At 74.4% G+C, this 20,251-nt stretch carries 17 protein-coding genes; 13 read left to right on the top strand and 4 right to left on the bottom strand.

The annotated features are described in order from the left end of the window. Positions 1–154: 154 nt before the first annotated feature. Positions 155–1,276: a YihY/virulence factor BrkB family protein gene (locus E0L36_RS14590; RefSeq protein WP_180929450.1), complete on the bottom strand. Its 1,122-nt coding sequence runs from the start codon at positions 1,274–1,276 to the stop codon at positions 155–157. Positions 1,277–1,293: 17 nt separating this feature from the next. Here E0L36_RS14590 and E0L36_RS14585 point away from each other — a divergent pair, with 17 nt between their 5' ends. Continuing rightward, the gene (locus E0L36_RS14585) at positions 1,294–2,961 is read left to right on the top strand and encodes an acyl-CoA dehydrogenase family protein (RefSeq protein WP_180929449.1); all 1,668 of its coding nucleotides are present in this window, start codon (positions 1,294–1,296) and stop codon (positions 2,959–2,961) included. Positions 2,962–3,074: 113 nt separating this feature from the next. Here E0L36_RS14585 and E0L36_RS14580 read toward each other — a convergent pair whose 3' ends face one another. Together E0L36_RS14580 and E0L36_RS14575 are read right to left on the bottom strand one after the other, a co-directional pair. Further along, entirely contained in the window at positions 3,075–3,917 is an 843-nt protein-coding gene (locus E0L36_RS14580; protein WP_180929448.1) for a PhzF family phenazine biosynthesis protein, read from the bottom strand. Positions 3,918–4,203: 286 nt separating this feature from the next. After that, positions 4,204–5,028 (bottom strand): triacylglycerol lipase, encoded by an 825-nt coding sequence (locus tag E0L36_RS14575; RefSeq protein ID WP_180929447.1) that lies wholly within the window; start codon positions 5,026–5,028, stop codon positions 4,204–4,206. A 226-nt stretch (positions 5,029–5,254) separates the two neighbouring features. On the opposite strand from E0L36_RS14575, the gene E0L36_RS14570 reads away from it, so the two are divergent. From E0L36_RS14570 to E0L36_RS14515, 12 genes are all read left to right on the top strand, one after another. Beyond that, positions 5,255–5,944 (top strand): hypothetical protein, encoded by a 690-nt coding sequence (locus E0L36_RS14570; RefSeq protein WP_180929446.1) that lies wholly within the window; start codon positions 5,255–5,257, stop codon positions 5,942–5,944. Between the two features lie 186 nt (positions 5,945–6,130). Beyond that, positions 6,131–7,999, top strand: a complete 1,869-nt coding sequence (locus E0L36_RS14565; protein ID WP_308416763.1) for an ABC-ATPase domain-containing protein — start codon at positions 6,131–6,133, stop codon at positions 7,997–7,999. Between the two features lie 113 nt (positions 8,000–8,112). After that, entirely contained in the window at positions 8,113–8,685 is a 573-nt protein-coding gene (locus E0L36_RS14560) for a GNAT family N-acetyltransferase (protein ID WP_180929445.1), read from the top strand. 1,065 nt (positions 8,686–9,750) lie between these two features. Then, a complete protein-coding gene (locus E0L36_RS14555; RefSeq protein WP_180929444.1) occupies positions 9,751–11,448 on the top strand; it encodes a nitrite/sulfite reductase in 1,698 nt (565 codons plus the stop codon). Next, on the top strand, positions 11,445–11,690 hold the full coding sequence (locus tag E0L36_RS14550; RefSeq protein ID WP_180929443.1) for a hypothetical protein: 246 nt from the start codon (positions 11,445–11,447) through the stop codon (positions 11,688–11,690). Before E0L36_RS14555 ends, E0L36_RS14550 begins: the two co-directional genes overlap by 4 nt. Further along, positions 11,687–12,394, top strand: coding sequence for a phosphoadenylyl-sulfate reductase (locus tag E0L36_RS14545; protein WP_180929442.1), 708 nt, complete (start codon positions 11,687–11,689; stop codon positions 12,392–12,394). The genes E0L36_RS14550 and E0L36_RS14545 overlap by 4 nt, the downstream gene beginning before the upstream one ends. 77 nt (positions 12,395–12,471) lie before the next feature. Next, positions 12,472–13,023: an adenylyl-sulfate kinase gene (gene cysC / locus E0L36_RS14540; protein WP_180929441.1), complete on the top strand. Its 552-nt coding sequence runs from the start codon at positions 12,472–12,474 to the stop codon at positions 13,021–13,023. Between the two features lie 58 nt (positions 13,024–13,081). After that, positions 13,082–14,023, top strand: a complete 942-nt coding sequence (gene cysD / locus E0L36_RS14535) for a sulfate adenylyltransferase subunit CysD (protein ID WP_308416807.1) — start codon at positions 13,082–13,084, stop codon at positions 14,021–14,023. Between the two features lie 2 nt (positions 14,024–14,025). After that, on the top strand, positions 14,026–15,393 hold the full coding sequence (locus E0L36_RS14530) for a sulfate adenylyltransferase subunit 1 (RefSeq protein WP_180929439.1): 1,368 nt from the start codon (positions 14,026–14,028) through the stop codon (positions 15,391–15,393). 165 nt (positions 15,394–15,558) lie between these two features. Further along, entirely contained in the window at positions 15,559–16,329 is a 771-nt protein-coding gene (locus E0L36_RS14525) for an ABC transporter ATP-binding protein (RefSeq protein ID WP_180930009.1), read from the top strand. Next, positions 16,316–17,287 (top strand): ABC transporter permease, encoded by a 972-nt coding sequence (locus tag E0L36_RS14520; protein WP_180929438.1) that lies wholly within the window; start codon positions 16,316–16,318, stop codon positions 17,285–17,287. Before E0L36_RS14525 ends, E0L36_RS14520 begins: the two co-directional genes overlap by 14 nt. A 13-nt stretch (positions 17,288–17,300) precedes the next feature. Continuing rightward, positions 17,301–18,107 (top strand): sirohydrochlorin chelatase, encoded by an 807-nt coding sequence (locus tag E0L36_RS14515; RefSeq protein WP_180929437.1) that lies wholly within the window; start codon positions 17,301–17,303, stop codon positions 18,105–18,107. A gap of 271 nt (positions 18,108–18,378) precedes the next feature. Here E0L36_RS14515 and E0L36_RS14510 read toward each other — a convergent pair whose 3' ends face one another. Beyond that, entirely contained in the window at positions 18,379–19,590 is a 1,212-nt protein-coding gene (locus tag E0L36_RS14510; RefSeq protein ID WP_180929436.1) for a S8 family peptidase, read from the bottom strand. Between the last annotated feature and the right edge of the window lie 661 nt (positions 19,591–20,251).

Below are 20,251 nucleotides of genomic sequence, written 5' to 3'. Positions count from 1 at the left end.
CACGCGGCCGGGCCAAAGCGGATTTCCCCCGACGGCCCGGGGCGGCGGCGGGGCTGGGGCGAACTCCGGGGCGGGCCGGGCGCCGCCCGGTGGCGGACGGTGCGGCACCCTGACAGACGCTGTCGGACGGCTGCCCGCCGTCCCACCGGGCGCGTCAGTCGCGGTCCCGGGAGCGCAGCCGCCCCCGCAGGTCCGCGGGGGGCAGGAAGCGGGGCCAGCGTTCCGGGAACTCGGCTGGCGGGTCCTCCTCCGCGCCCTCGCCCTCCGCGTCCCGCATGGCGCGGCGGGCGGCCGCCGCCGCGACCACCTCCGCCGCGGCCTCCTCGCGCACCCGCTCGGTGGCGCGACGGGCGGCGGCCGTCGCGACCGACGGCCAGACGCGGTCCACGGCCGCGTTCACCGCGGCGCCGACGAGCACCGCGAAGGCCGAGACCCCGATCCACAACAGCACCGCGACGGGCGCGGCCAGCGAGCCGTAGATCGTCGGCCCCTCGATGGTGTTGGTCAGGTAGAGCCGCAGCAGGAAACTGCCGAACAGCCACATCAGCAGGGCGATCAGCGCCCCCGGGATGTCCTCCCGCCAGGGCGAGCGGACCGGCACGGACACGTGGTACAGCGTCGTGAGGAAGGCGACGGACAGCAGCACCACGACCGGCCAGTAAAAGATCGTCACCAGCGCCTGGGTCTGGGGCAGCAGCCGGGTCACCGCGTCCGGCCCGGCGACCATCAGCGGCAGCGCGATCGCCCCGGCCACCAGCGCCACCAGGTAGAGCAGGAAGGCCAGCAGCCGGGTCTTGACGATCCCCCGGTGACCGTCCAGCCCGTACATCACGGTGATGGTGTCGATGAACACGTTCACCGCGCGCGAACCGGACCAGAGCGCCAGCGCGAAGCCGAGGGAGATGACGTCCGGCCGCCCACCCTCGATGACGTCGTCGACGAGCGGCCGGGCCAGCTGGTCGACGCCCTTCTCGGACAGGACGGTCGACGACGCGTCGAGGAGGTTGAACCGGATCGAGTCGATGGTGTCGGTGCCGATCCAGGCGTCGAGGTAGCCGAGCAGCCCGACGAGGCCGAGGAGGAGCGGCGGGATGGAGATCAGGGTGAAGAACGCCGCCTCCGCGGCGAGGCCCACGACCCGGTGCTCCACACAGGAGTTGACGGTGTCCTTGAGCAGCAGCCACGCCATCCGGCCCTTGGGTACGTCACGGTACGTGGCGCGGGCCGCGCGCTGCTTTCCCGGTGGTGGCTCGGGGGTTTCGTTGCCTGACTGCACCTCCTTAACGTATCCGTATGCCTGCCACAACACATACGGTGACCAACCAGGCTCCGCCCCTGGTCGACTACGATGTCTTCGCTTCGGACGCCGCGCTCGCGGAGGGTGTCGCCCGCTACGTCGCGCCGGAGCGCGCCGAGGAGGTGCGCGCGGAGCTGAGCGAGCTGGGGCGCGCCGCCGGCCGCGCGGAGACCCAGGAGTGGGGTGTGCGGGCCAACACCCATCCGCCCGTTCTGCGGACCCACGACCGGTACGGGAACCGGATCGACGAGGTCGAGTTCCACGGCGACTACCACCGGCTGATGCGGCACGCGGTGGCGGCCGGGATGGCCGATCCGTGGACCCGCCCGGACGGCCAGCTGCGCCGCAGCGCCGCCTTCTACGTCTGGAGCCAGGTCGAGCAGGGGCACAGCTGCCCGATCTCGATGACGCACGCGGCGGTGCCCGCGCTGCGCCACGAACCCACGCTGGCCGCCGAGTGGGAGCCGCTGCTCACCTCCCGGGAGTACGCGCCGGGCCTGGACCGGCCGGCCGCGCTGAAGCCCGGGGCGCTCGCCGGGATGGGGATGACGGAGAAACAGGGCGGCAGCGACGTCCGGGCGAACACCACCCTCGCCCAACCGCTGACCGCTGACGGCGAGTACACCCTGACGGGTCACAAGTGGTTCTGCTCAGCCCCCATGTCGGACGCCTTCCTGGTGCTGGCGCAGGTGGAGCCGGGCTCCTCCGGGGGCGGCGGACTGACCTGCTTCCTGCTGCCCCGGGTGCTGCCGGACGGCAGCCGGAACACCTTCCGGATCCAGCGGCTGAAGGACAAGCTCGGCAACCGCTCGAACGCCTCCAGCGAGGTCGAGTTCGACGGCACCACCTGGGCCCGCCGGGTCGGCGCGGAGGGCCGCGGGGTGGCGACCATCATCGAGATGGTCGCGGCCACCCGCATGGACTGCGTGACCGGCTCGGCCGCGATGATGCGGCAGGCCCTGGCGCAGGCCGCGCACCACACGGCGCACCGCTCGGCGTTCGGCGGCACGCTGGCGGAGAAGCCGCTGATGCGGAACGTCCTGGCGGACCTGGCCGTGGAGTCCGAGGCGGCGACGGCGCTCACGCTGCGGATCGCCGCCGCGCACGACCGCGCGCAGGCGGGGGACGAGCACTCCAGGGCGCTGCTGCGGCTGGCCGTTCCGGCCGCGAAGTACTGGGTGACGAAGCGGTGTACCCCGATGATCACCGAGGCGCTGGAGTGCCTGGGCGGCAACGGGTACGTGGAGGAGTCCGGCATGCCGCGGCTGCTGCGCGAGTCGCCGCTCTACTCGATCTGGGAGGGTTCGGGGAACGTCCAGGCGCTGGACGTGCTGCGCGCGATGCGCCGCGAACCGGAGGCGCTGACCGCGGTGCTGACCGAGATCGGCGCGGCGCGCGGCGCCGACCACCGGCTGGACGGCGCCGTCAAGGACCTGCTGAACGAGCTCGCCGACCTGGAGACCGTCGAGGTCCGCGCGCGGCGCGTGGTGGAGCGGCTCGCGACCGTGCTCCAGGGGTCGCTGCTGGTCCAGCACGCGCCGGAGGAGGTCGCGGACGCGTTCTGCGCCTCCCGGCTGGGCGGCGACTGGGGGTCGGCCTTCGGCACGCTGCCGACCGGCCTCAACCTTCGGGCGATCGTCGAGCGGACGACGCCCGCCGGGTGAGCCCGTGCCGCCTGGCGTGGGTCAGGTGAGCGCGGATCAGGGCGAGTTGGGGTGGGCGGGGCGGGCGGGGCACGTCCCCGCCCACCCCGCGCGACCTCGGGCGAGCGGCGACCTCAGACGAGCAGGTCGCCCTCCAGCACCGTGACGGCCCGCCCGGTCAGCGCGACCCGCTCGCCCCGCAGCTCCATCCCGACCTCGCCGGACCGCTCCGAGACCTGGAGCCCGGTGAACCGGTCCCGGCCCAGGCGGACGGCCCAGTAGGGGGCCAGCGCGGTGTGCGCGCTGCCGGTCACCGGGTCCTCCGCGACGCCCTGCGCCGGTGCGAAGAAGCGGGACACCACGGCGTACTCCGCCTCCGGGCGGTCCGCCCCCGCGGTCACGATGACGCCGCGCGCCCCCGCGTCCCGGGTCAGGGCGTCCAGCGCCTCGACGTCCGGGCGCAGGTTCCGCACAGTGGCCTCGTCGGGCAGGACGACCAGCAGGTCACCGAGGTCGCCGGTGGAGTGGACCGCCTCCGGCGCGACGCGCAGTGCCTCGGCCAGCCCGTCCGGGACCGGGGCCGGGGTGACGACGGCGGCGGGGAAGTCCAGCGCGACCCGGCTCTCCCGCGCGGTCCCGCCGGGCTCCGTGTGGGTGGTGAGGACGCCGCTGTGGACCGTGCGGAACCGGACCGTTCCGGTCACCCCGCGGTCGGTCCGCAGCACATGGCCGGTGGCCACGGTGGCATGCCCGCAGAGGGCCACCTCCACGCTCGGCGTGAACCAGCGCAGCCCCCAGTCACCGTCCGCCCCCTCCTCCAAAGGCAGCGCGAACGCGGTCTCCGCGTGTTTCATCTCCGCGGCGACCTGCTGCATCCACCGGTCCCCCGGCCAGGGGCCGGGGTCCAGGAGACAGACCCCCGCCGGGTTCCCCGCGAAGGGACGGGCACTGAACGCGTCAACGACATGAATACGCATGACCGCAGCGTAGAACGCCAACCGTACGACCACAGAGTCCAATTCAGCAGGACTGGACTGGTCTATGACCCTCACCTCCCCGTCCGGCCCGGACTCTCCCGGTCTTTCCCCGGCCCCCTCCGGACTCCCCCGGTCCTTCTCCGGCCTCCTCGGGCCACCCGGCCCCACCTTCCGCTCCTGATGGCCCGGCTCGTCGCGAGCCGGTGTTCGCGGCGTGTGGCCCGCCCGGCGCGGCGCGTACGCCCGGGTGACCACGGGGCGGGCGGCGCGGACCCGGGTGCCCGGATCAGCGGAGGGCGTCACGGACCTCGCGGTAGACGCGCTCGTCGGTCAGCAGCTCGACGTGGCCCAGCCCCTCGGGCGCCAGCCGGTTGTCGGCCCCCTCCAGTGGGGTCGAGGCCGCCGGCACCACCTCGTCGGAGAGCGAGCGCCAGGTGACGTAGGTGGTGTGGCCCGGTGTCGGGTCACCGGCGTTCAGCGCCCGGAGGAAGCGGGAGCCGCGCCGCATCTGGCAGGCGTCGGTCTCGGTCCGCTCCGGCGCCGCGCAGCCCTCGGTGAGCGGGGTGTCCATCCCGCGGTTGGGGCCCGCGAGCCCGGCGAAGTCGTCCACCCGACCGGTGCCACCCAGCATCGTGAGGTAGTGCCGGGCCGAGAGGTTCCCCATGGAGAAGGCCACCAGGTCGACCTGGTGGGCCCCCGTCTCCGCGAGCAGCCGACGGACGGCGTCCCGCAGCTGCCACGCGTTGACGTCGTTCGGCTGCCCGGCGGGCAGGTCGAGCGCGAGGAGCCGGTCCGTGGGGTAGCCGTTCCGCTGGAACCAGCCACGGAACGTCCGCCAGTCGGCCGAACTGCCACCGAGGCCGTGGACGAAGACCACCGGGTCGGGGCGGGCACCGGCCGCCGTCGGGTCCTGTTCGCCGTCCGGCTTCCGGCCGTCGTCCCCGCCGCAGGCGGTGCCGCCCAGCGCGAGCAGGACGGACAGCGTCAGCAGCGAGGCTCGTATGACGTGGTCGCGCCCACCGCGCCGGACGCCACGGCCCGTCCGGCCCCGCCGGGGTGCTGGGCCACGCCGGGGTGCGCCGCCGGTTCGGTCACCGCCACTCTGGGACACCGGCCCTCCTTCCGGTTCGCGCGCCCGGTCAACGGCACCGTACGACGCCCGCCGCCCGGCTGCCTCCCCTCGGAAGGGACGGACCCTCCCCTCGGAAGGGCGTAGGTCCCGGGCCACCGCACGTCGTGGGCCGCCGCACAGGCACCGGGTGGAGCGGGACCCGCCCTCTCGACGGCGAGGGCGCACATGATCAAATGGCTGGAAACAGACGGAAGATGGGGGCGTCATGGGGGTAGCCGAACAGGGTGACGCACGGCGCGCGGCCAACTCCCCGGCCCGGCGTTGGGGGCTCGCGCTCCTCATCTCCACCGGTCTGCTGCTCGTCACCGTCGGTCCGGCCTGGCTCGGGCCGCAGGTCGGGGCCTTCGTCAACGTCGGCCTGGCGTTCGCGGTGGCCGGGATGCTGGCGGCGGTCAGCTTCCTGATCTGGGCGGTCATCCGGGTAGACGACCGCGGTGAGGGCTCCCGGTTCCTGGGGGTGCCGCTGGGCGTCGGCGTCCTCGCCTCCATCGCCTCGGCCGCCGTGATCCACACCTCGGCGGACTCCTGGGCCCTGAAGACCCGGGGGAAGTGGACCGAGGCGACCGTGGTCAAGTTCCAGCCGCACGAGAGGTACACGACGTCCACCGGCAAGAGCGTCACCCTCAAGCAGACCTGCAAGCTGGTCACCGCCGAGGGCCAGCCCATCAGGCCCCGGCTCACCGAACCCCGGGGCTGCGTCGGCCTCGGTGAGGGAAGCCGTGTCCGGGTGCTCCACGACCCGAGCGGCACCGTGCGGCCCCGCGCCGACGAACCGCCCATGTACACCGCGGCCGTGCTGGGGCTGAGCGGCACGGCCCTGCTCGCCAACACCGTCGCCCTCGTCGCCATGCGCGGGAGCGCCCCGGGCGGCGGCGCCCCACGGCTGCGCCGGTAGCGCGCGCCTACCCCGGACTCCCCGGCCTCCGGCACCCGCGTGGGGCGGGGGCCGGTGGGCTCCTGCGGGGTTCTGTATCGTCGGCCTCCGGACACCGGAACCGCTCCACGACCGGCGGAACGGCGACGGAGAACGGCGCGCCGCGGGCGCCGCCCGCGGCCGAGAGGGAAAGTGGGGAAGCGCACTGTGCGACGTTCCGGAGGCGGACGCCCGACCGGCGGAGACCGGCCAGGCGGGTACCACGGCGGGCCGCGGCGGGAGGACCGCGGCGGACGGCGGGAGGAGCGCGGCGGGCACCGGAGCGGACCGCGCGGCACGCACCGCGACCGCGACCACGCGCCGACCCCGCCCCGTGGCCCGCGTTCGGGCCTCGACCGGGAACTGGACCAGCTGGACGGCGCCCCGTACGGGCGGTACAAGTCGCTGACCGGTCCCTGGGAGATGCCGGGTGGGCCCGGCCGGAGCCTGGTCGTCGAGCTGGTGCGCGGGCAGGCGGACCCGTTCGCCCCGCCCGCGCGGGTCGCCGTCCGGGTGCCGCCGGAGCACGCGGGTTTCCCCCGGGAGCTGTGGGAGACGCCGGTGCGCCGCCGGGCGCTGGCCGCGCATCTGCTGCGGCTCGCGGCGCGTGAGGCGCGGCACGAGCGCGCCCTCCAGGTGGACGGCGGCGGGCAGGAGGTACTGGAGCGCAGCGCCTGCCAGATCAGCGCGGAGGACGGCGGGGTGGTCCTGCGGCTCGGTGTCGCGCTGCCCGGCAACGGCCGCCGTATCGACGGGCGCGGCGCGCGGCGGCTGCTGTGCGGGGTGCTGCCCGATATCGCGGAGCGCGCCCTCCGGTACGCGGCGCTCGACCCGGAGCGGGTGCGCCGGTTCGTGGAGACCGTCGAGGACTCCACCGCGCTGCGGGCCGCGCTGCCGGAGCGCGGGCTGGTGGCGTTCGTCGCGGACGGGGCGGTGCTGCCGCGCCGCTCGGGGGTGGACGACCGCCCGGCGGAGGGCGCGGGCGTGGTGCCGTTCGCCTCCCCCGAGGAACTGCGGGTGACGGTCGAGCTGCCGCACGCGGGCCGGGTGACCGGTATGGGCGTCCCGGAGGGCGTGAGCCTGGTGGTCGGCGGCGGCTTCCACGGCAAGTCGACGCTGCTGCGCGCGCTGGAGACCGGCATCTGGGATCACCTGCCGGGCGACGGGCGGGAGTTGGTCGCCGCCCGCGCGGAGACGGTCAAGCTGCGCGCCGAGGACGGGCGGCGGGTGGAGCGGGTGGACGTGCACGCCTTCGTCGACCACCTGCCGGACGGCTCGGACACCACCGACTTCTCCACCGAGAACGCCTCGGGCTCCACCTCACAGGCGGCCTCGCTCTGCGAGGCGGTGGAGGCGGGCGCGCGGGTGCTGCTCATCGACGAGGACACCGCCGCGACGAACCTGATGATCCGGGACGCCCGGATGCAGGCGCTGGTCGCCAAGGACCGCGAGCCGCTGACCCCGCTGGTGGACACGGTGCGCTCGCTCCACCGCGACCACGGGGTCTCCACGGTGCTGGTGATGGGCGGTTCGGGTGACTACCTGGAGGTCGCCGACCGGGTGCTGATGATGGACGCCTACCAGCCGTCGGACGTCACCGGGCGGGCCCGCGAGGTGGCCTCGGTACCCACCGGGCGGCGCGCGGAGGCGGAGGCGTTCCCGGGGGTCGTCCACCGCTCCCCCGACCCCGCGACCCTGGACGCCACGGTCAAGGGACGCGCGCGCATCCGGGCGCGCGGGGAGGACGGGCTGTCCTTCGGCGACCACGAGGTGGATCTGCGCGCCGTGGAGCAGCTGGCCGACCCGCGCCAGGTGACGGGGGTCGGGCTGGCGCTCGAACTGCTGGTGCGCCACGGCCATCTCGACGGCCGCCGCACCCTGGCCGAGGCGCTCGACCTGCTGGACGCCGAGCTGGCCGGGGGCCGGGGCGTGGACGCGCTGCTCGCCGTCCGCGACGAGGACTTCGCGCTGCCGCGCCGTTTCGAGACGGCCGCCGCGCTGAACCGGCTGCGCGGCCTGCGGGTCCGCCGGAGCTGAGCCTCGCGCCGCCCCGTGCCCGCGCGATCCCGGTGCCTCCGCGCGGGCGGGGAGTTCCGCGCGGGGCACGGGCCGGGTGTGCCGCGCGGTGACGGCTGTGCTGAGCTTGCGCCATGAACAGCAGCAGCACCGCCGTCACCACCTGGTCCCTGGAACAGCTCGCGCCGGAGGACCTCGTCCCGCCCGGCCCCGAGGCACCCCGGGGGGTGCGGGTGGTACGGGCCGAGGTGCCCAGCCCGGAGTTCAGCCGCTTCCTGTACGACGCGGTCGGCGGCGACTACCAGTGGGGCGACCGGCTGCCCTGGACGTACCGCCAGTGGCTGGAGTTCCTGGACCGCCCGGCCATGGAGACCTGGGTCGCCTACGAGTGGGGCACCCCGGCCGGGTACATCGAACTCGACCCGCAGGAGGAGGGCACGGTGGAGATCAGCCACTTCGGGTTGCTGCCCGCCTTCCAGGGGCGTGGCGTCGGCGGGCACCTGCTGACCTGGGGAACGGCGCGCGCCTGGGACCTGGCCGAGCGGTGGCCCGAGCGGCCCGCCACCCGCCGGGTGTGGGTGCACACCTGTAGCCGGGACAGTCCGGCGGCGCTCGGCGCCTACCAGGCGCGCGGCTTCCGGCTGTTCCGCACCGAGGAGAGTTCGGAGCCGACGGTCCCGCCGTCCGCGCCCTGGCCCGCCGGGTGAACGGAGGCGGTCGGCGCCGGCTCCACGGGATCCCGCACGGGATCCGCGTCTCACATCATGGACGATGCGGACCCGGGCGCTGCAACTCCGCCCCGTACGACGGCCGTTGACCGTCCGCTCCATCTCCGTCCCACTCCACTCCGCTCCGACCCGGCTCGGACCGCCCCCACCAGCTGCCCGAGTGCCCTTCTCCGCCCCGGAACGTCCCCGACCGGATCGCACAGCGGCCCCACACCGGATGACGCTCACTCGCCCATAGCACGGCAGGGCGGACAAAAAGGAGGATCGCGAGAAGTGGGATAAATGGGAGAAACGGTGAACGTGCTCCAAACTCCCGCCTTTCCGGGCGAACCAGAAGGGAACGGGTGAACGTCGGCGCACCCACCGGCGCGCGCCGCCACGCTCGGAGTCTCCACCGCCCCACCTCCCCCGGCGCCACTCCCCCGTCACCTCCGGGGCGCGCCCTCCAGGCCGCACCGGCCACCGGGCACCCGGGCACCCGGGCACCCGGGCACCCCGGCCACCGAACAGGGCGGTGGCAGAGCCGACGACGGGACGGCGGGTGGCGCGGGGTGGACGACCCAGCACCGGCGGAGTGGCGACGAACGGGCCCGCGCCGGGGTCAACGGGCTGTCGGCGCACGGCGCTTGGGTGAGCGCGCGGGTCCAGCGGATCGCGGGCGCCGCGCCGGGGAACCGGCGCGAGCGGAACCGTTGGCTCACATGACGAGACTCTTTCGTCCATATTACGGAAGACGGTGGACTGGCCTCAGATGGCCATGCCACGCTTCCTCCATGTCCCGCGCTGGAATCGCCCTGGTGAGTCGACGCCACGTCGACTACGGCCGCATGTCCAGCGCCATCTGTCGCGCGGGCTGACAGTCCCAGCACCTCCAGCACCGCCGTCATCCGGAGCCGCCCGCAACGCGGCGGGTGAGCCCGCCCTCCCGGCACCGCACCGCTGAGTCACGTGCGGCGAGCGCGCATCCGCGCTGGCCAGAAGCTGTTCGTAGCGTCCCCGCAGTCCACCTGAGCCTGCCCGAGCCTGCCCGAAGGACCTGTCGCCATGGCCGACTCCCCGCCAGCACGCCCCACTTCCCCGAGCCGCCGCAAAGCCGGACGCCACCGGGGTGAGGGCCAGTGGGCCGCTGGCCACCTCACCCCGCTGAACGGAAACGAGCAGAACAAGAAGGACGACGACGGTCTCAATGTACGGACACGTATTGAGACGATCTACGCGCACCAGGGATTCGACTCCATCGACGGCGCGGACCTGCGGGGCCGGATGCGCTGGTGGGGTCTCTACACCCAGCGCAAGCCCGGCATCAGCGGGGGCAAGACCGCCGTCCTCGAACCGGAGGAGCTGGACGACGAGTTCTTCATGCTCCGGGTACGGATCGACGGCGGACGGCTGACCACCGGCCAGCTGCGCGTCCTGGGCGACATCTCCCAGGAGTTCGCGCGCGGCACCGCCGACATCACCGACCGGCAGAACGTGCAGTACCACTGGATCCGGGTGGAGGACGTGCCGGAGATCTGGCGCCGTCTGGAGGGCGTCGGGCTCTCCACCACCGAGGCGTGCGGTGACACCCCGCGCGTGATCCTGGGCTCCCCGGTCGCCGGGATCGCCGCCGACGAGATCATCGACGGCACCCCGGCCGTCGAGGAGATCCACCGCCGCGTCGTCGGCAACCCCGCCTACTCGAACCTGCCGCGCAAGTTCAAGAGCGCGATCTCCGGATCGCCCCTGCTCGACGTGGCCCACGAGATCAACGACGTGGCCTTCGTCGGCGTCGAACACCCGGAGTACGGGCCCGGGTTCGACGTGTGGGTCGGCGGGGGCCTCTCCACCAACCCGAAGATCGGTGTCCGGCTCGGCGCCTGGGTGCCGCTGGAGGAGGTCGCGGACGTCCACGAGGGCGTCGTCTCGGTGTTCCGGGACTACGGCTACCGGCGGCTGCGCACCCGCGCCCGCCTCAAGTTCCTCCTCGCGGACTGGGGTCCGGAGAAGTTCCGGCGGGTGCTGGAGGACGAGTACCTGCTGCGCCGCATGGCCGACGGCCCGGCGCCGGAGGCGCCCACCCACCGCTGGCGCGACCACGTCGGCGCGCACCGGCAGCGCGACGGCCGCTACTACGTGGGCTTCGCGCCCCGCGTCGGCCGCGTCGACGGCGCCAAGCTCACCAAGATCGCGGATCTCGCGGAGTCACACGGCTCCGGGCGGGTGCGGACCACCGCCGAGCAGAAGATGCTGATCCTGGACGTCCCCGAGGACCAGGTGACCTCCCTCACCGAGGGGCTGGACGCGCTCGGGCTGACAGCCGAGCCGTCCGTGTTCCGGCGCGGCACCATGGCCTGCACCGGCATCGAGTTCTGCAAGCTCGCCATCGTCGAGACCAAGGGGCGCGGCTCCTGGCTGATCGACGAACTGGAGCAGCGCCTCCCGGAGTTCGACGAACCGCTCACCATCAACCTCAACGGCTGCCCCAACTCCTGCGCCCGGATCCAGACCGCCGACATCGGCCTCAAGGGACAGCTGGTGACCGACGCGCAGGGGCGGCAGGTCGAGGGCTACCAGGTGCACCTGGGCGGCTCCCTCGGGCTGGAGCCCGGCTTCGGCCGGAAGGTGCGGGGGCTCAAGGTCACCGCGGACGGGCTGGCCGACTACGTCGAGCGGGTACTGCGCGCCTTCCTGGCACAGCGGCGGGACGGCGAGCGGTTCGCCCAGTGGGTGGCCCGCGCGGACGAGGGGGACCTGGCATGAGTGAGCGCGCCGCCCCCTTCTACTGCCCCTACTGCGGAGACGAGGACCTGCGGCCCTCCGAGGCGGCCACCGGCCGCGCGGCGGGCGCCTCCTGGGAGTGCGCCGCCTGCAACCGCGCCTTCGCGCTCTCCTTCCTCGGGCTGCTCGCCTCCGGGCTGCCGCACCACCCCGGGCACGACCACCCCGTCCACCACCGGCACTCCGTCTGGAGCGGCCACCACGAGGGGAGCCGGGCGATATGACCGTCACCGAACGGCACTCGGCGTCGGAGCTGCGGGAACTGGCCGAACGGGCGGGCCGGGAGCTGGAGGAGGCCCCCGCCCTGGAGGTGCTGCGCTGGGCCGCCGCCACCTTCGGTGACCGCTTCGCCGTCACCTCCTCGATGGAGGACGCGGTCGTCGCCCACCTGGCGTCCCGGGCCCGGCCCGGGGTGGACGTGGTCTTCCTCGACACCGGCTACCACTTCCCCGAGACCCTCGGCACGCGGGACGCGGTCGACGCCGTGCTGGACGTCCGCGTGGTCACGCTCACCCCGGAGCGGACCGTCGCCCAGCAGGACGCGGAGTACGGCCCGAAGCTGCACGACCGCGACCCCGACCGCTGCTGCGCCCTGCGGAAGGTGGCGCCCCTGGAGACGGGGCTGCGGCCCTACGACGCCTGGGCGACCGGGCTGCGCCGGGACGAGTCGCCGACCCGCGCCCACACTCCCGTCGTCGCCTGGGACGAGCGGCGGCGCAAGGTGAAGATCGCACCCATCGCCCGCTGGACCCAGGACGACGTGGACGCGTACGTGGCCGAGCACGGCGTGCTCACCAACCCGCTGCTGACCGACGGCTACGCCTCGGTGGGCTGCGCCCCCTGCACCCGGCGGGTGCGGGAGGGCGAGGACGCGCGGGCGGGCCGCTGGGCGGGCAGCGGGAAGACCGAGTGCGGAATCCATCTGTGAGCGCGGCACCGGGAAGAACCCGGGGGACGGCGCGCTACGAAGCGGACCACGGTCGGCGAACGGGAGTTGAGCGGGAGATGAGTGAGCGCGGCACCCCGGTGGGGGCCACGGTCTGGCTGACCGGCCTGCCCAGCGCGGGCAAGACGACGATCGCGCGGGCGCTGGCCGAGCGGCTGGCCGCCGAGGGACGGCGGGTCGAGGTGCTGGACGGGGACGAGATCCGCACCTTCCTCTCCGCCGGGCTCGGCTTCACCCGCGGTGACCGGGACACCAACGTCCAGCGGATCGGCTTCGTCGCCGAACTGCTGGCCTCACACGGGGTGACCGTCCTCGTGCCGGTCATCGCGCCGTACGCGGACAGCCGGGAGGCGGTCCGCGAGCGGCACCGGGCGGAGGGCACCGGCTACCTGGAGGTGCACGTCGCCACCCCCGTCGAGGTCTGCTCCCAGCGGGACGTGAAGGGCCTCTACGCGCGGCAGGCCGCCGGGGAGATCTCCGGGCTCACCGGGGTGGACGACCCCTACGAGCCCCCGGCCTCCCCGGACCTGCGGATCGCGGCACACCAGCAGAGCGTGCCGGAGTCGGCGGAGGCGCTGCGCGCGCTGCTATCGGAGCGGGGGCTCCTGTGAGCGAGACGCACCCGGCAAGGACTCACCCGAACGAGAGGGGCAGAGCGTGACCACGGCAATCACGTCCACGGCGAACGCGGCGGCCGGGGGGACCGGGAACCGTCCCCACGGGCTGTCCCACCTGGACGCGCTGGAGTCGGAGGCGGTGCACGTCTTCCGCGAGGTGGCGGGCGAGTTCGAGCGCCCGGTCATCCTCTTCTCCGGCGGCAAGGACTCCATCGTCATGCTGCACCTGGCGCTGAAGGCGTTCGCCCCGGCGCCGCCGCCCTTCGCGCTGCTGCACGTCGACACCGGCCACAACTTCCCCGAGGTGCTGGACTACCGGGACCGCACCGTCGCCCGGCACGGGCTGCGGCTGCGGGTCGCCGCGGTGCAGGAGTACCTCGACTCCGGGCGGCTGCGGGAGCGCCCGGACGGCACCCGCAACCCCCTCCAGACGGTGCCACTGCTGGACGCCATCAACCAGGACCGGTTCGACGCGGTCTTCGGCGGCGGACGGCGGGACGAGGAGAAGGCCCGCGCCAAGGAGCGGGTGTTCTCCCTGCGCGACGAGTTCGGCGGCTGGGACCCGCGGCGGCAGCGCCCCGAGCTGTGGCAGCTGTACAACGGGCGGCACGCGCCGGGCGAGCACGTGCGGGTCTTCCCGCTCTCCAACTGGACCGAGCTGGACGTGTGGCAGTACATCGCGCGCGAGCGGATCGAACTCCCCTCGATCTACTACGCGCACGAGCGGGAGGTCTTCGCCCGCTCCGGGATGTGGCTGGCCCCCGGCGGGTGGGGCGGCCCGGGCGAGGGCGAGACGGTGGAGCGGCGCCGGGTGCGCTACCGCACGGTCGGGGACATGTCCTGCACCGGCGCCGTCGACTCGGAGGCGGACACCATCGAGAAGGTCATCGCGGAGATCGCGGCGTCCCGGCTGACGGAGCGGGGCGCGACCCGGGCCGACGACAAGCTGTCCGAGGCGGCCATGGAAGACCGCAAGCGCGAAGGGTACTTCTAGTCATGACCTCTCCCACGCACCCCACGCACCCCGAGCACCCTGTCGACGAGGCGGGTCTCGCGCCGGCCTCGCTGCTGCGCTTCGCCACCGCGGGCTCCGTCGACGACGGGAAGTCCACCCTGGTGGGGCGGTTGCTGCACGACTCCAAGTCGATCCTGAGCGACCAGCTGGAGGCCGTCGAACGGGCCTCGCAGAGCCGGGGCCAGGAGGCTCCCGACCTGGCGCTGCTCACCGACGGGCTGCGGGCCGAGCGGGAGCAGGGCATCACCATCGACGTGGCCTACCGCTACTTCGCCACCCCACGGCGGCGGTTCATCCTGGCGGACACCCCCGGGCACGTGCAGTACACCCGCAACATGGTCACCGGCGCCTCCACCGCCGAGCTGGCGATCCTGCTGGTCGACGCGCGGCACGGGGTGGTCGAGCAGACGCGGCGGCACGCGGCGGTCGCCGCGCTGCTGCGGGTGCCGCACGTGGTGCTCGCGGTCAACAAGATGGACCTGGCCGGATACGCGGAGCCGGTCTTCGCCCGGATCGCCGAGGAGTTCACCGCCTACGCGACCTCGCTGGGCGTGCCCGAGGTGACCACCATCCCGATCTCGGCGCTGGAGGGCGACAACGTGGTCACCCCCTCCGCGCACATGGACTGGTACGGCGGGCCGACGGTGCTGGAGCACCTGGAGACCGTGGCCGTCACGCACGACCCGGACGAGGAGGTCGCGCGGTTCCCGGTGCAGTACGTCATCCGCCCGCAGACCGCCGAACACCCCGACTACCGTGGCTACGCCGGCCAGTTGGCCTCCGGCGTACTCCGGGTCGGGCAGCGGGTGACCGTGCTGCCGTCCGGCCGGACCAGCACCGTGGAGGGCATCGACGCGCTCGGTGAGCCCGTGGACCTGGCCTGGGCCCCGCAGTCGGTCACCCTGCGCCTCACCGACGACCTGGACGTCTCCCGAGGGGACGTGATCGTCCCGGCGGACGCCGGCGTGACCCCCAGCCAGGACCTCACCGCGACCGTCTGCCACCTGCACGACCGCCCGCTGGCCCCAGGCGACCGGGTGCTGCTCAAGCACACCACCCGCACGGTGAAGGCGCTGGTGCGGGAGATCCCGTCGCGCCTCACGCTGGACGACCTCTCCCAGCACCCGGAGCCGGAGCGGCTGGAGGCCAACGACATCGGGCGGGTGGTGTTGCGCACCGCCGAGCCGCTGCCCGTGGACCCGTACGCGGTCTCCCGGCGCACCGGCTCCTTCCTGCTGATCGACCCGGCCGACGGCACCACGCTGACCGCCGGGATGGCGGGCGAGGCGTTCCGCGCGGGACCGGGTGGCGACCCGGTCGCGGAGGAGGACGAGGGCTGGGACTTCTGACGCGCCCCCCGGGGCTCCGGCGACCGCCGGACGCCCCGATTCCGCCCGGCGGCCGGGCCGTTGGGACCGGCCGCCGCACCACCGAGGAGAGGACTGACCGTGCCCGTGAAACTCGACGCGCCGCCCCGCGCGCGGGCCACCGCACCGGCCACGGCCGGGCCCCCGGTGGCGTCCGCGCCGGGCACGGCGGAGGACGCCATCCGGCTGGAGGGCGTCTCCAAGTCCTTCGGGGGGCGCCGCGGCGCCCAGCGGGTGCTGGACGGCGTCGATCTGCGCGCGGCGCCCGGCGAGTTCGTCTGCCTGCTCGGGGCCTCGGGATGCGGCAAGTCGACCCTGCTCAACCTGGTCGCCGGGCTGGAGCGGCCGAGCGAGGGCACCGTGCGGGTGCCGTCCGGGCGCCCGGCGCTGATGTTCCAGGACCACGCGCTCTTCCCCTGGCTGACCGCGGGCCGCAACGTCGAGCTGACGCTGCGGCTGGCCGGGGTGCCAAAGGCCGAACGGCGCGAGCGGGCCGAGGAGTTGCTGCGTCTGGTGCGGCTGCCGGACGCCTACCGCAAGCGGGTGCACGAGATGTCCGGCGGGATGCGGCAGCGCGTCGCGCTGGCCCGCGCGCTGGCGCAGGGCAGCGAGGTGCTGCTGATGGACGAGCCGTTCGCGGCGCTGGACGCCATCACCCGGGACCTGCTGCACGAGGAGCTGACCCGGGTGTGGACGGAGCGGCGGCCCACCGTCGTGTTCGTCACCCACAACGTCCGCGAGGCGGTCCGGCTCGGGCAGCGCGTGGTGCTGCTCGCCTCGCGCCCCGGGCGGGTCGCCCGTGAGTGGGACATCGACATCCCGCACCCGCGCCGGATCGAGGACACCGACGTCACCTCGGTGGCCCGGGAGATCACCGGGCACCTGCACGAGGAGATCATCCGCCATGCCCGGCGCTGACGCCGCCACCCGCGCCGCTCCGGGCCCGTCCGAGCCCGGCGGCCCGGACGAGCCCGACGACCGCGACGCTCCCCACGCCCCCGCCGGTGGGTCCGGTCCGGCGGAAGCGGAGGCCCCTGAGGACCGGATGGCCTCCGGCCTGGACGCGCTGGAGACCCGGGAGGGCGGCGGCGGTGCCCGCTGGCGCCGCGCAGCGGGCGCGGTGGGGCCGCCGCTGGCCGCGCTGGCGCTGGTGCTCGGACTCTGGCAACTCGCCGTCGTCCTCAACTGGTCGGCCCGGCTGCCCTCCCCCGCCGAGGTCTGGGGTGACCTGGCCGGGGCGTGGTCGGACGGCACCCTGCTGCCCGCCCTGGGCCAGAGCGTGCTGCGCTGCCTGATCGGCTTCGGCGTCTCCGCCGCGATCGGGGTGCCGCTCGGCATGCTGCTGGCCCGCGTCCGGCTGGTGCGCTCCACCCTCGGACCGGTGCTGTCCGCCGTGCAGTCGCTGCCCGCCGCCGCGCTGGTGCCGGTCGCGGTGATCGCGCTCGGCGAGTCGGAGGGCGCGGTCTACGCGGTGGTGTTGCTGGGCGCGGTGCCCTCGATCGCGGTGGGGGTGCTCTCGGCCGTCGACCAGGTGCCGCCGCTGCTGCTGCGCGCGGGCCGCTCGATGGGCGCCACCGGGGCGGCGGGCGCGCTGCACGTCCTGGTCCCCGCGGCGCTGCCCGGTCTGATCGCGGCGCTGCGGCAGGGCTGGACGTTCGGCTGGCGGGCGCTGATGACCGCCGAGCTGATCACCGCCACCCCGCTGCCCGGCGTCGGGCGGATTCTCGACGAGGGGCGGCAGCGGGAGGACCTGAGCCTGGTGCTCGCCGCCGTGCTGCTGATCCTCGCCATCGGCGTCCTCATCGAGTCGGCGCTGTTCGCCCCGCTGGAGCGGCGCGTCCTGCTCCACCGCGGCCTGGCCACCACCCGAGCCTGAACGGACCCCAGCCATGCTCCCCTTCGCGACCGCCCCGGGAACACCGGGGACGCCCGGGCACCCCCCGCGCCCGGCGCTGCTGCTCGTCGCGCACGGCAGCCGCGACCCCCGGCACGCGGTGACCGTCGCGGCGCTCACCGCGCGGGTGCGTGCCCTGCGCCCCGAACTCCGGGTCGCCGCCTGCTACCTGGAGTTCGACGCCCCCTCGGTGCCGCGCGCCCTGGAGGAGCTGTACGCGGACGGGGTGCGCGAGGTCGTGGCGGTACCGCTGCTGCTCAGCCGGGCCTTCCACGCCAAGACCGACATCCCGGCGGCCCTCGCCGGTGCCCTCGCCCGGCTGCCCGGCATGGCGGTGCGCCAGGCCGCGGTGCTCGGCCCGGACCCGCTGCTCGTACGGGCGCTGGAGCGGCGGCTGCGGGAGTGCGGGCCACCGGCTCGCCCACGGCACGCGACCGGTGTGGTGCTGGCGGCGGCGGGCTCCTCGGACCCGGAGGCGATCGCGGTGACCGCGGAAACCGCGCGGGAGTGGTGGCGCACCGCCCAGTGGTGCGCCGTGCGGCCCGCGTTCGCCTCCGCGGCGGCTCCCCGTACCGAGGACGCGGTACGGGCGCTCCGAGCCGCCGGGGCCGACCACGTGGTGGTCGCCCCCTACGTCATCGCCCCCGGTTTCCTGCCGGACCGGATCGCCGCCGGGGCGCGGGAGGCCGGGGCCGACCTGCTCGCCCCGGTGCTGGGTGACGCGCCGGAGTTGGCCCGGCTGCTGGTGCGACGGGCCGAACAGGCCCAGGCCGCCCGGCCGTTGGCCCTCGCCGCCGCCTGACCCCGGCCCCGCTCCCGGCCCGCCGGACGCCCGCCGCGCCCCGCCCGGGGCACGCCGCCACGCGGACGCCACCGTCCGCCCGCCGCACGGGGGTTGACGGCCGTCCGCCCCCAACTCTCCCTGCTCAACGGTCGGTTGAAGGTACGGGCGCCGGAACGGGCACGGCGCTCCGCCACGTCCCAGGGGGAGGGGACGGGGGCGGAGCGCCGTGCTGGCCGTTCCGGGGTCATGCGGCGGACGCCGTGCCGACCCCGGCGTCACGCGCCGTGTGTCACTCGCCGACCTTGAGGAGCTTGTTCGGGGTGCTGCCGGTCGGGTTGGTGATGGCGTCCTGGGTCGCCCCGTCGGTCAGAGCCGTGGAGACCTGCTCCGGGGTGGCGTCCTGGTTCGCGGACAGGTAGACCGCCGCCGCGCCCGCGACGTGCGGAGCCGCCATCGAGGTGCCGTCCAGCGTCTCGGTGGCGTCGTCGCCGGTGTTGGTCGCGGAGGTGATCTTCACGCCGGGGGCGTAGAGGTCCACGATCTCGCCGTGGTTCGAGAAGGACGCCTGCGCGTCCGCGTCGTCGCTGGCGGCGACGGTCATCGCCTCGGGCACCCGCGCGGGCGAGCTGGCGTCCGCGTCCTGGCCCTCGTTGCCCGCCGCGACCGAGTAGCTGACCCCGGCCTCGATGGACTTCTTGACGGCGGCGTCCAGCGCCTCGTCCTGCGGGCCGCCGAGGCTCATGTTGGCGACGGACGGACCGGAGGCGTTCTCAGTCACCCAGTCGATGCCCTTGACGACCTGCTCGGTGGTGCCGGAGCCCTGGTCGTCCAGCACGCGGACGGCGACGATCTTGGCCTTCTTGGCGACGCCGTGGTCCTTGCCCGCGACGGTGCCCGCCACGTGGGTGCCGTGGCCCTGGCCGTCGTCCGCCTCGTTGTCGTCGTCCACCGCGTCGTAGCCGTGCTCGGCGCGGTCCTCGAAGTCCTGGTGGGTGATGCGCACACCGGTGTCGATGATGTACGCGGTGACGCCCTCCCCGGCGGTGTCGGGGTAGGTGTAGGCGTCGTCGCCCGCCGTCTCCTCCTGGTCGATGCGGTCCAGGCCCCAGGACGGCGGGTTGTCCTGCGTGGCGTTGATGGTGAAGCGCTTGTTCTGCACCACCTTCTCGACCTTGTCGTCCGCCGCGAGTTCCTTGGCCTCCTGCTCGCTGAGGCCCTTGGCGGAGAAGCCGTTCACGGCCGACGAGTAGGTGTGCTTGACCTTGCCGCCGTACTCCTCGGTCAGCTCCTTGCCGGAGGAGGTGGCCTTGACGCCCTTCTCGTCCTTGAGCATCACGACGTAGCTGCCGTCGATCGCGCCCTTCGCGTTCGTCCCGTAGACGGTGCCCTCGGCGGGCGAGGCCCCGGCGGGCAGGGTCAGCAGGGTCGCACCGCCGGCGACGGCGATGGCGGCACCGACGGCGATCGAAATCCGCCGCTTTCGAGGCATGGGAGTAGCCATGACGAGGGTCCTCCTCGTGTGATGTGGGGGGTTTATGTCGTTTTCGCGCACGCCTGGCAGCGCATCAAGATCCGTGCCGGGAGTGGTCGAAACCCTGTCGGATTGACGCGCCCAGCTCAAGCTCTCCGGGCGGGTGTGAGATATACAACGCGCTCTCGGAGATCCAAATCCCGCGAAACCGCACTAAGTTGGGTCTGCCCGCGTCATGTACTGTTCACACTGGGCTATCCCATCCGAACGGAATCCCGTGCCTCAGGCGGCCGTTCACCGACACCGCCCCGCCTGGCCCCACACCCCCCGTCCGGACCCGGCGGCCGAACCCGCCAACCCCCGCCCCACGCACCTGAGCAGGGATGACATCCGGCTGACGCCGGGCGGCGAGGAACCCGCGACGGCACCGGACGACCCCGTCCGCCCCGCCAACTCCCCCACCCGGCACCGAACGGCGGCCCCCGACCGCCCCCGAACACCCACGAGTCCGGTGACCGTGCGCACCCACACGCCGCCGCCCGCCCGCCCAACGCCCCGGCGCGCCACGGAGCGTGCTCAACCCCCGTACGGCACACGGCGGTTGGTGGCCACACGCTACGGGAGCCGGGCCGGGCGGCATGGGCACGGCCGGAACGGCCGGAACACCGCCGGAACAGGAGCGTTCCGAACG

This window comes from Streptomyces sp. AJS327, assembly GCF_013450295.1.
GTDB lineage: Bacteria > Actinomycetota > Actinomycetes > Streptomycetales > Streptomycetaceae > Streptomyces.
Note: the sequence above shows the minus strand (reverse complement) of the source record. Positions and strands in the feature narration are given on the sequence as shown.

Coding starts and splice junctions, on each gene's coding strand:
- E0L36_RS14585 (WP_180929449.1), top strand. CDS start 1,294: ATGCCTGCCACAACACATACGGTGACCAACCAGGCTCCGCCCCTGGTC.
- E0L36_RS14580 (WP_180929448.1), bottom strand. CDS start 3,917: ATGCGTATTCATGTCGTTGACGCGTTCAGTGCCCGTCCCTTCGCGGGG.
- E0L36_RS14570 (WP_180929446.1), top strand. CDS start 5,255: ATGGGGGTAGCCGAACAGGGTGACGCACGGCGCGCGGCCAACTCCCCG.
- E0L36_RS14560 (WP_180929445.1), top strand. CDS start 8,113: ATGAACAGCAGCAGCACCGCCGTCACCACCTGGTCCCTGGAACAGCTC.
- E0L36_RS14555 (WP_180929444.1), top strand. CDS start 9,751: ATGGCCGACTCCCCGCCAGCACGCCCCACTTCCCCGAGCCGCCGCAAA.
- E0L36_RS14550 (WP_180929443.1), top strand. CDS start 11,445: ATGAGTGAGCGCGCCGCCCCCTTCTACTGCCCCTACTGCGGAGACGAG.
- E0L36_RS14545 (WP_180929442.1), top strand. CDS start 11,687: ATGACCGTCACCGAACGGCACTCGGCGTCGGAGCTGCGGGAACTGGCC.
- cysC (WP_180929441.1), top strand. CDS start 12,472: ATGAGTGAGCGCGGCACCCCGGTGGGGGCCACGGTCTGGCTGACCGGC.
- E0L36_RS14530 (WP_180929439.1), top strand. CDS start 14,026: ATGACCTCTCCCACGCACCCCACGCACCCCGAGCACCCTGTCGACGAG.
- E0L36_RS14520 (WP_180929438.1), top strand. CDS start 16,316: ATGCCCGGCGCTGACGCCGCCACCCGCGCCGCTCCGGGCCCGTCCGAG.
- E0L36_RS14515 (WP_180929437.1), top strand. CDS start 17,301: ATGCTCCCCTTCGCGACCGCCCCGGGAACACCGGGGACGCCCGGGCAC.
- E0L36_RS14510 (WP_180929436.1), bottom strand. CDS start 19,590: ATGGCTACTCCCATGCCTCGAAAGCGGCGGATTTCGATCGCCGTCGGT.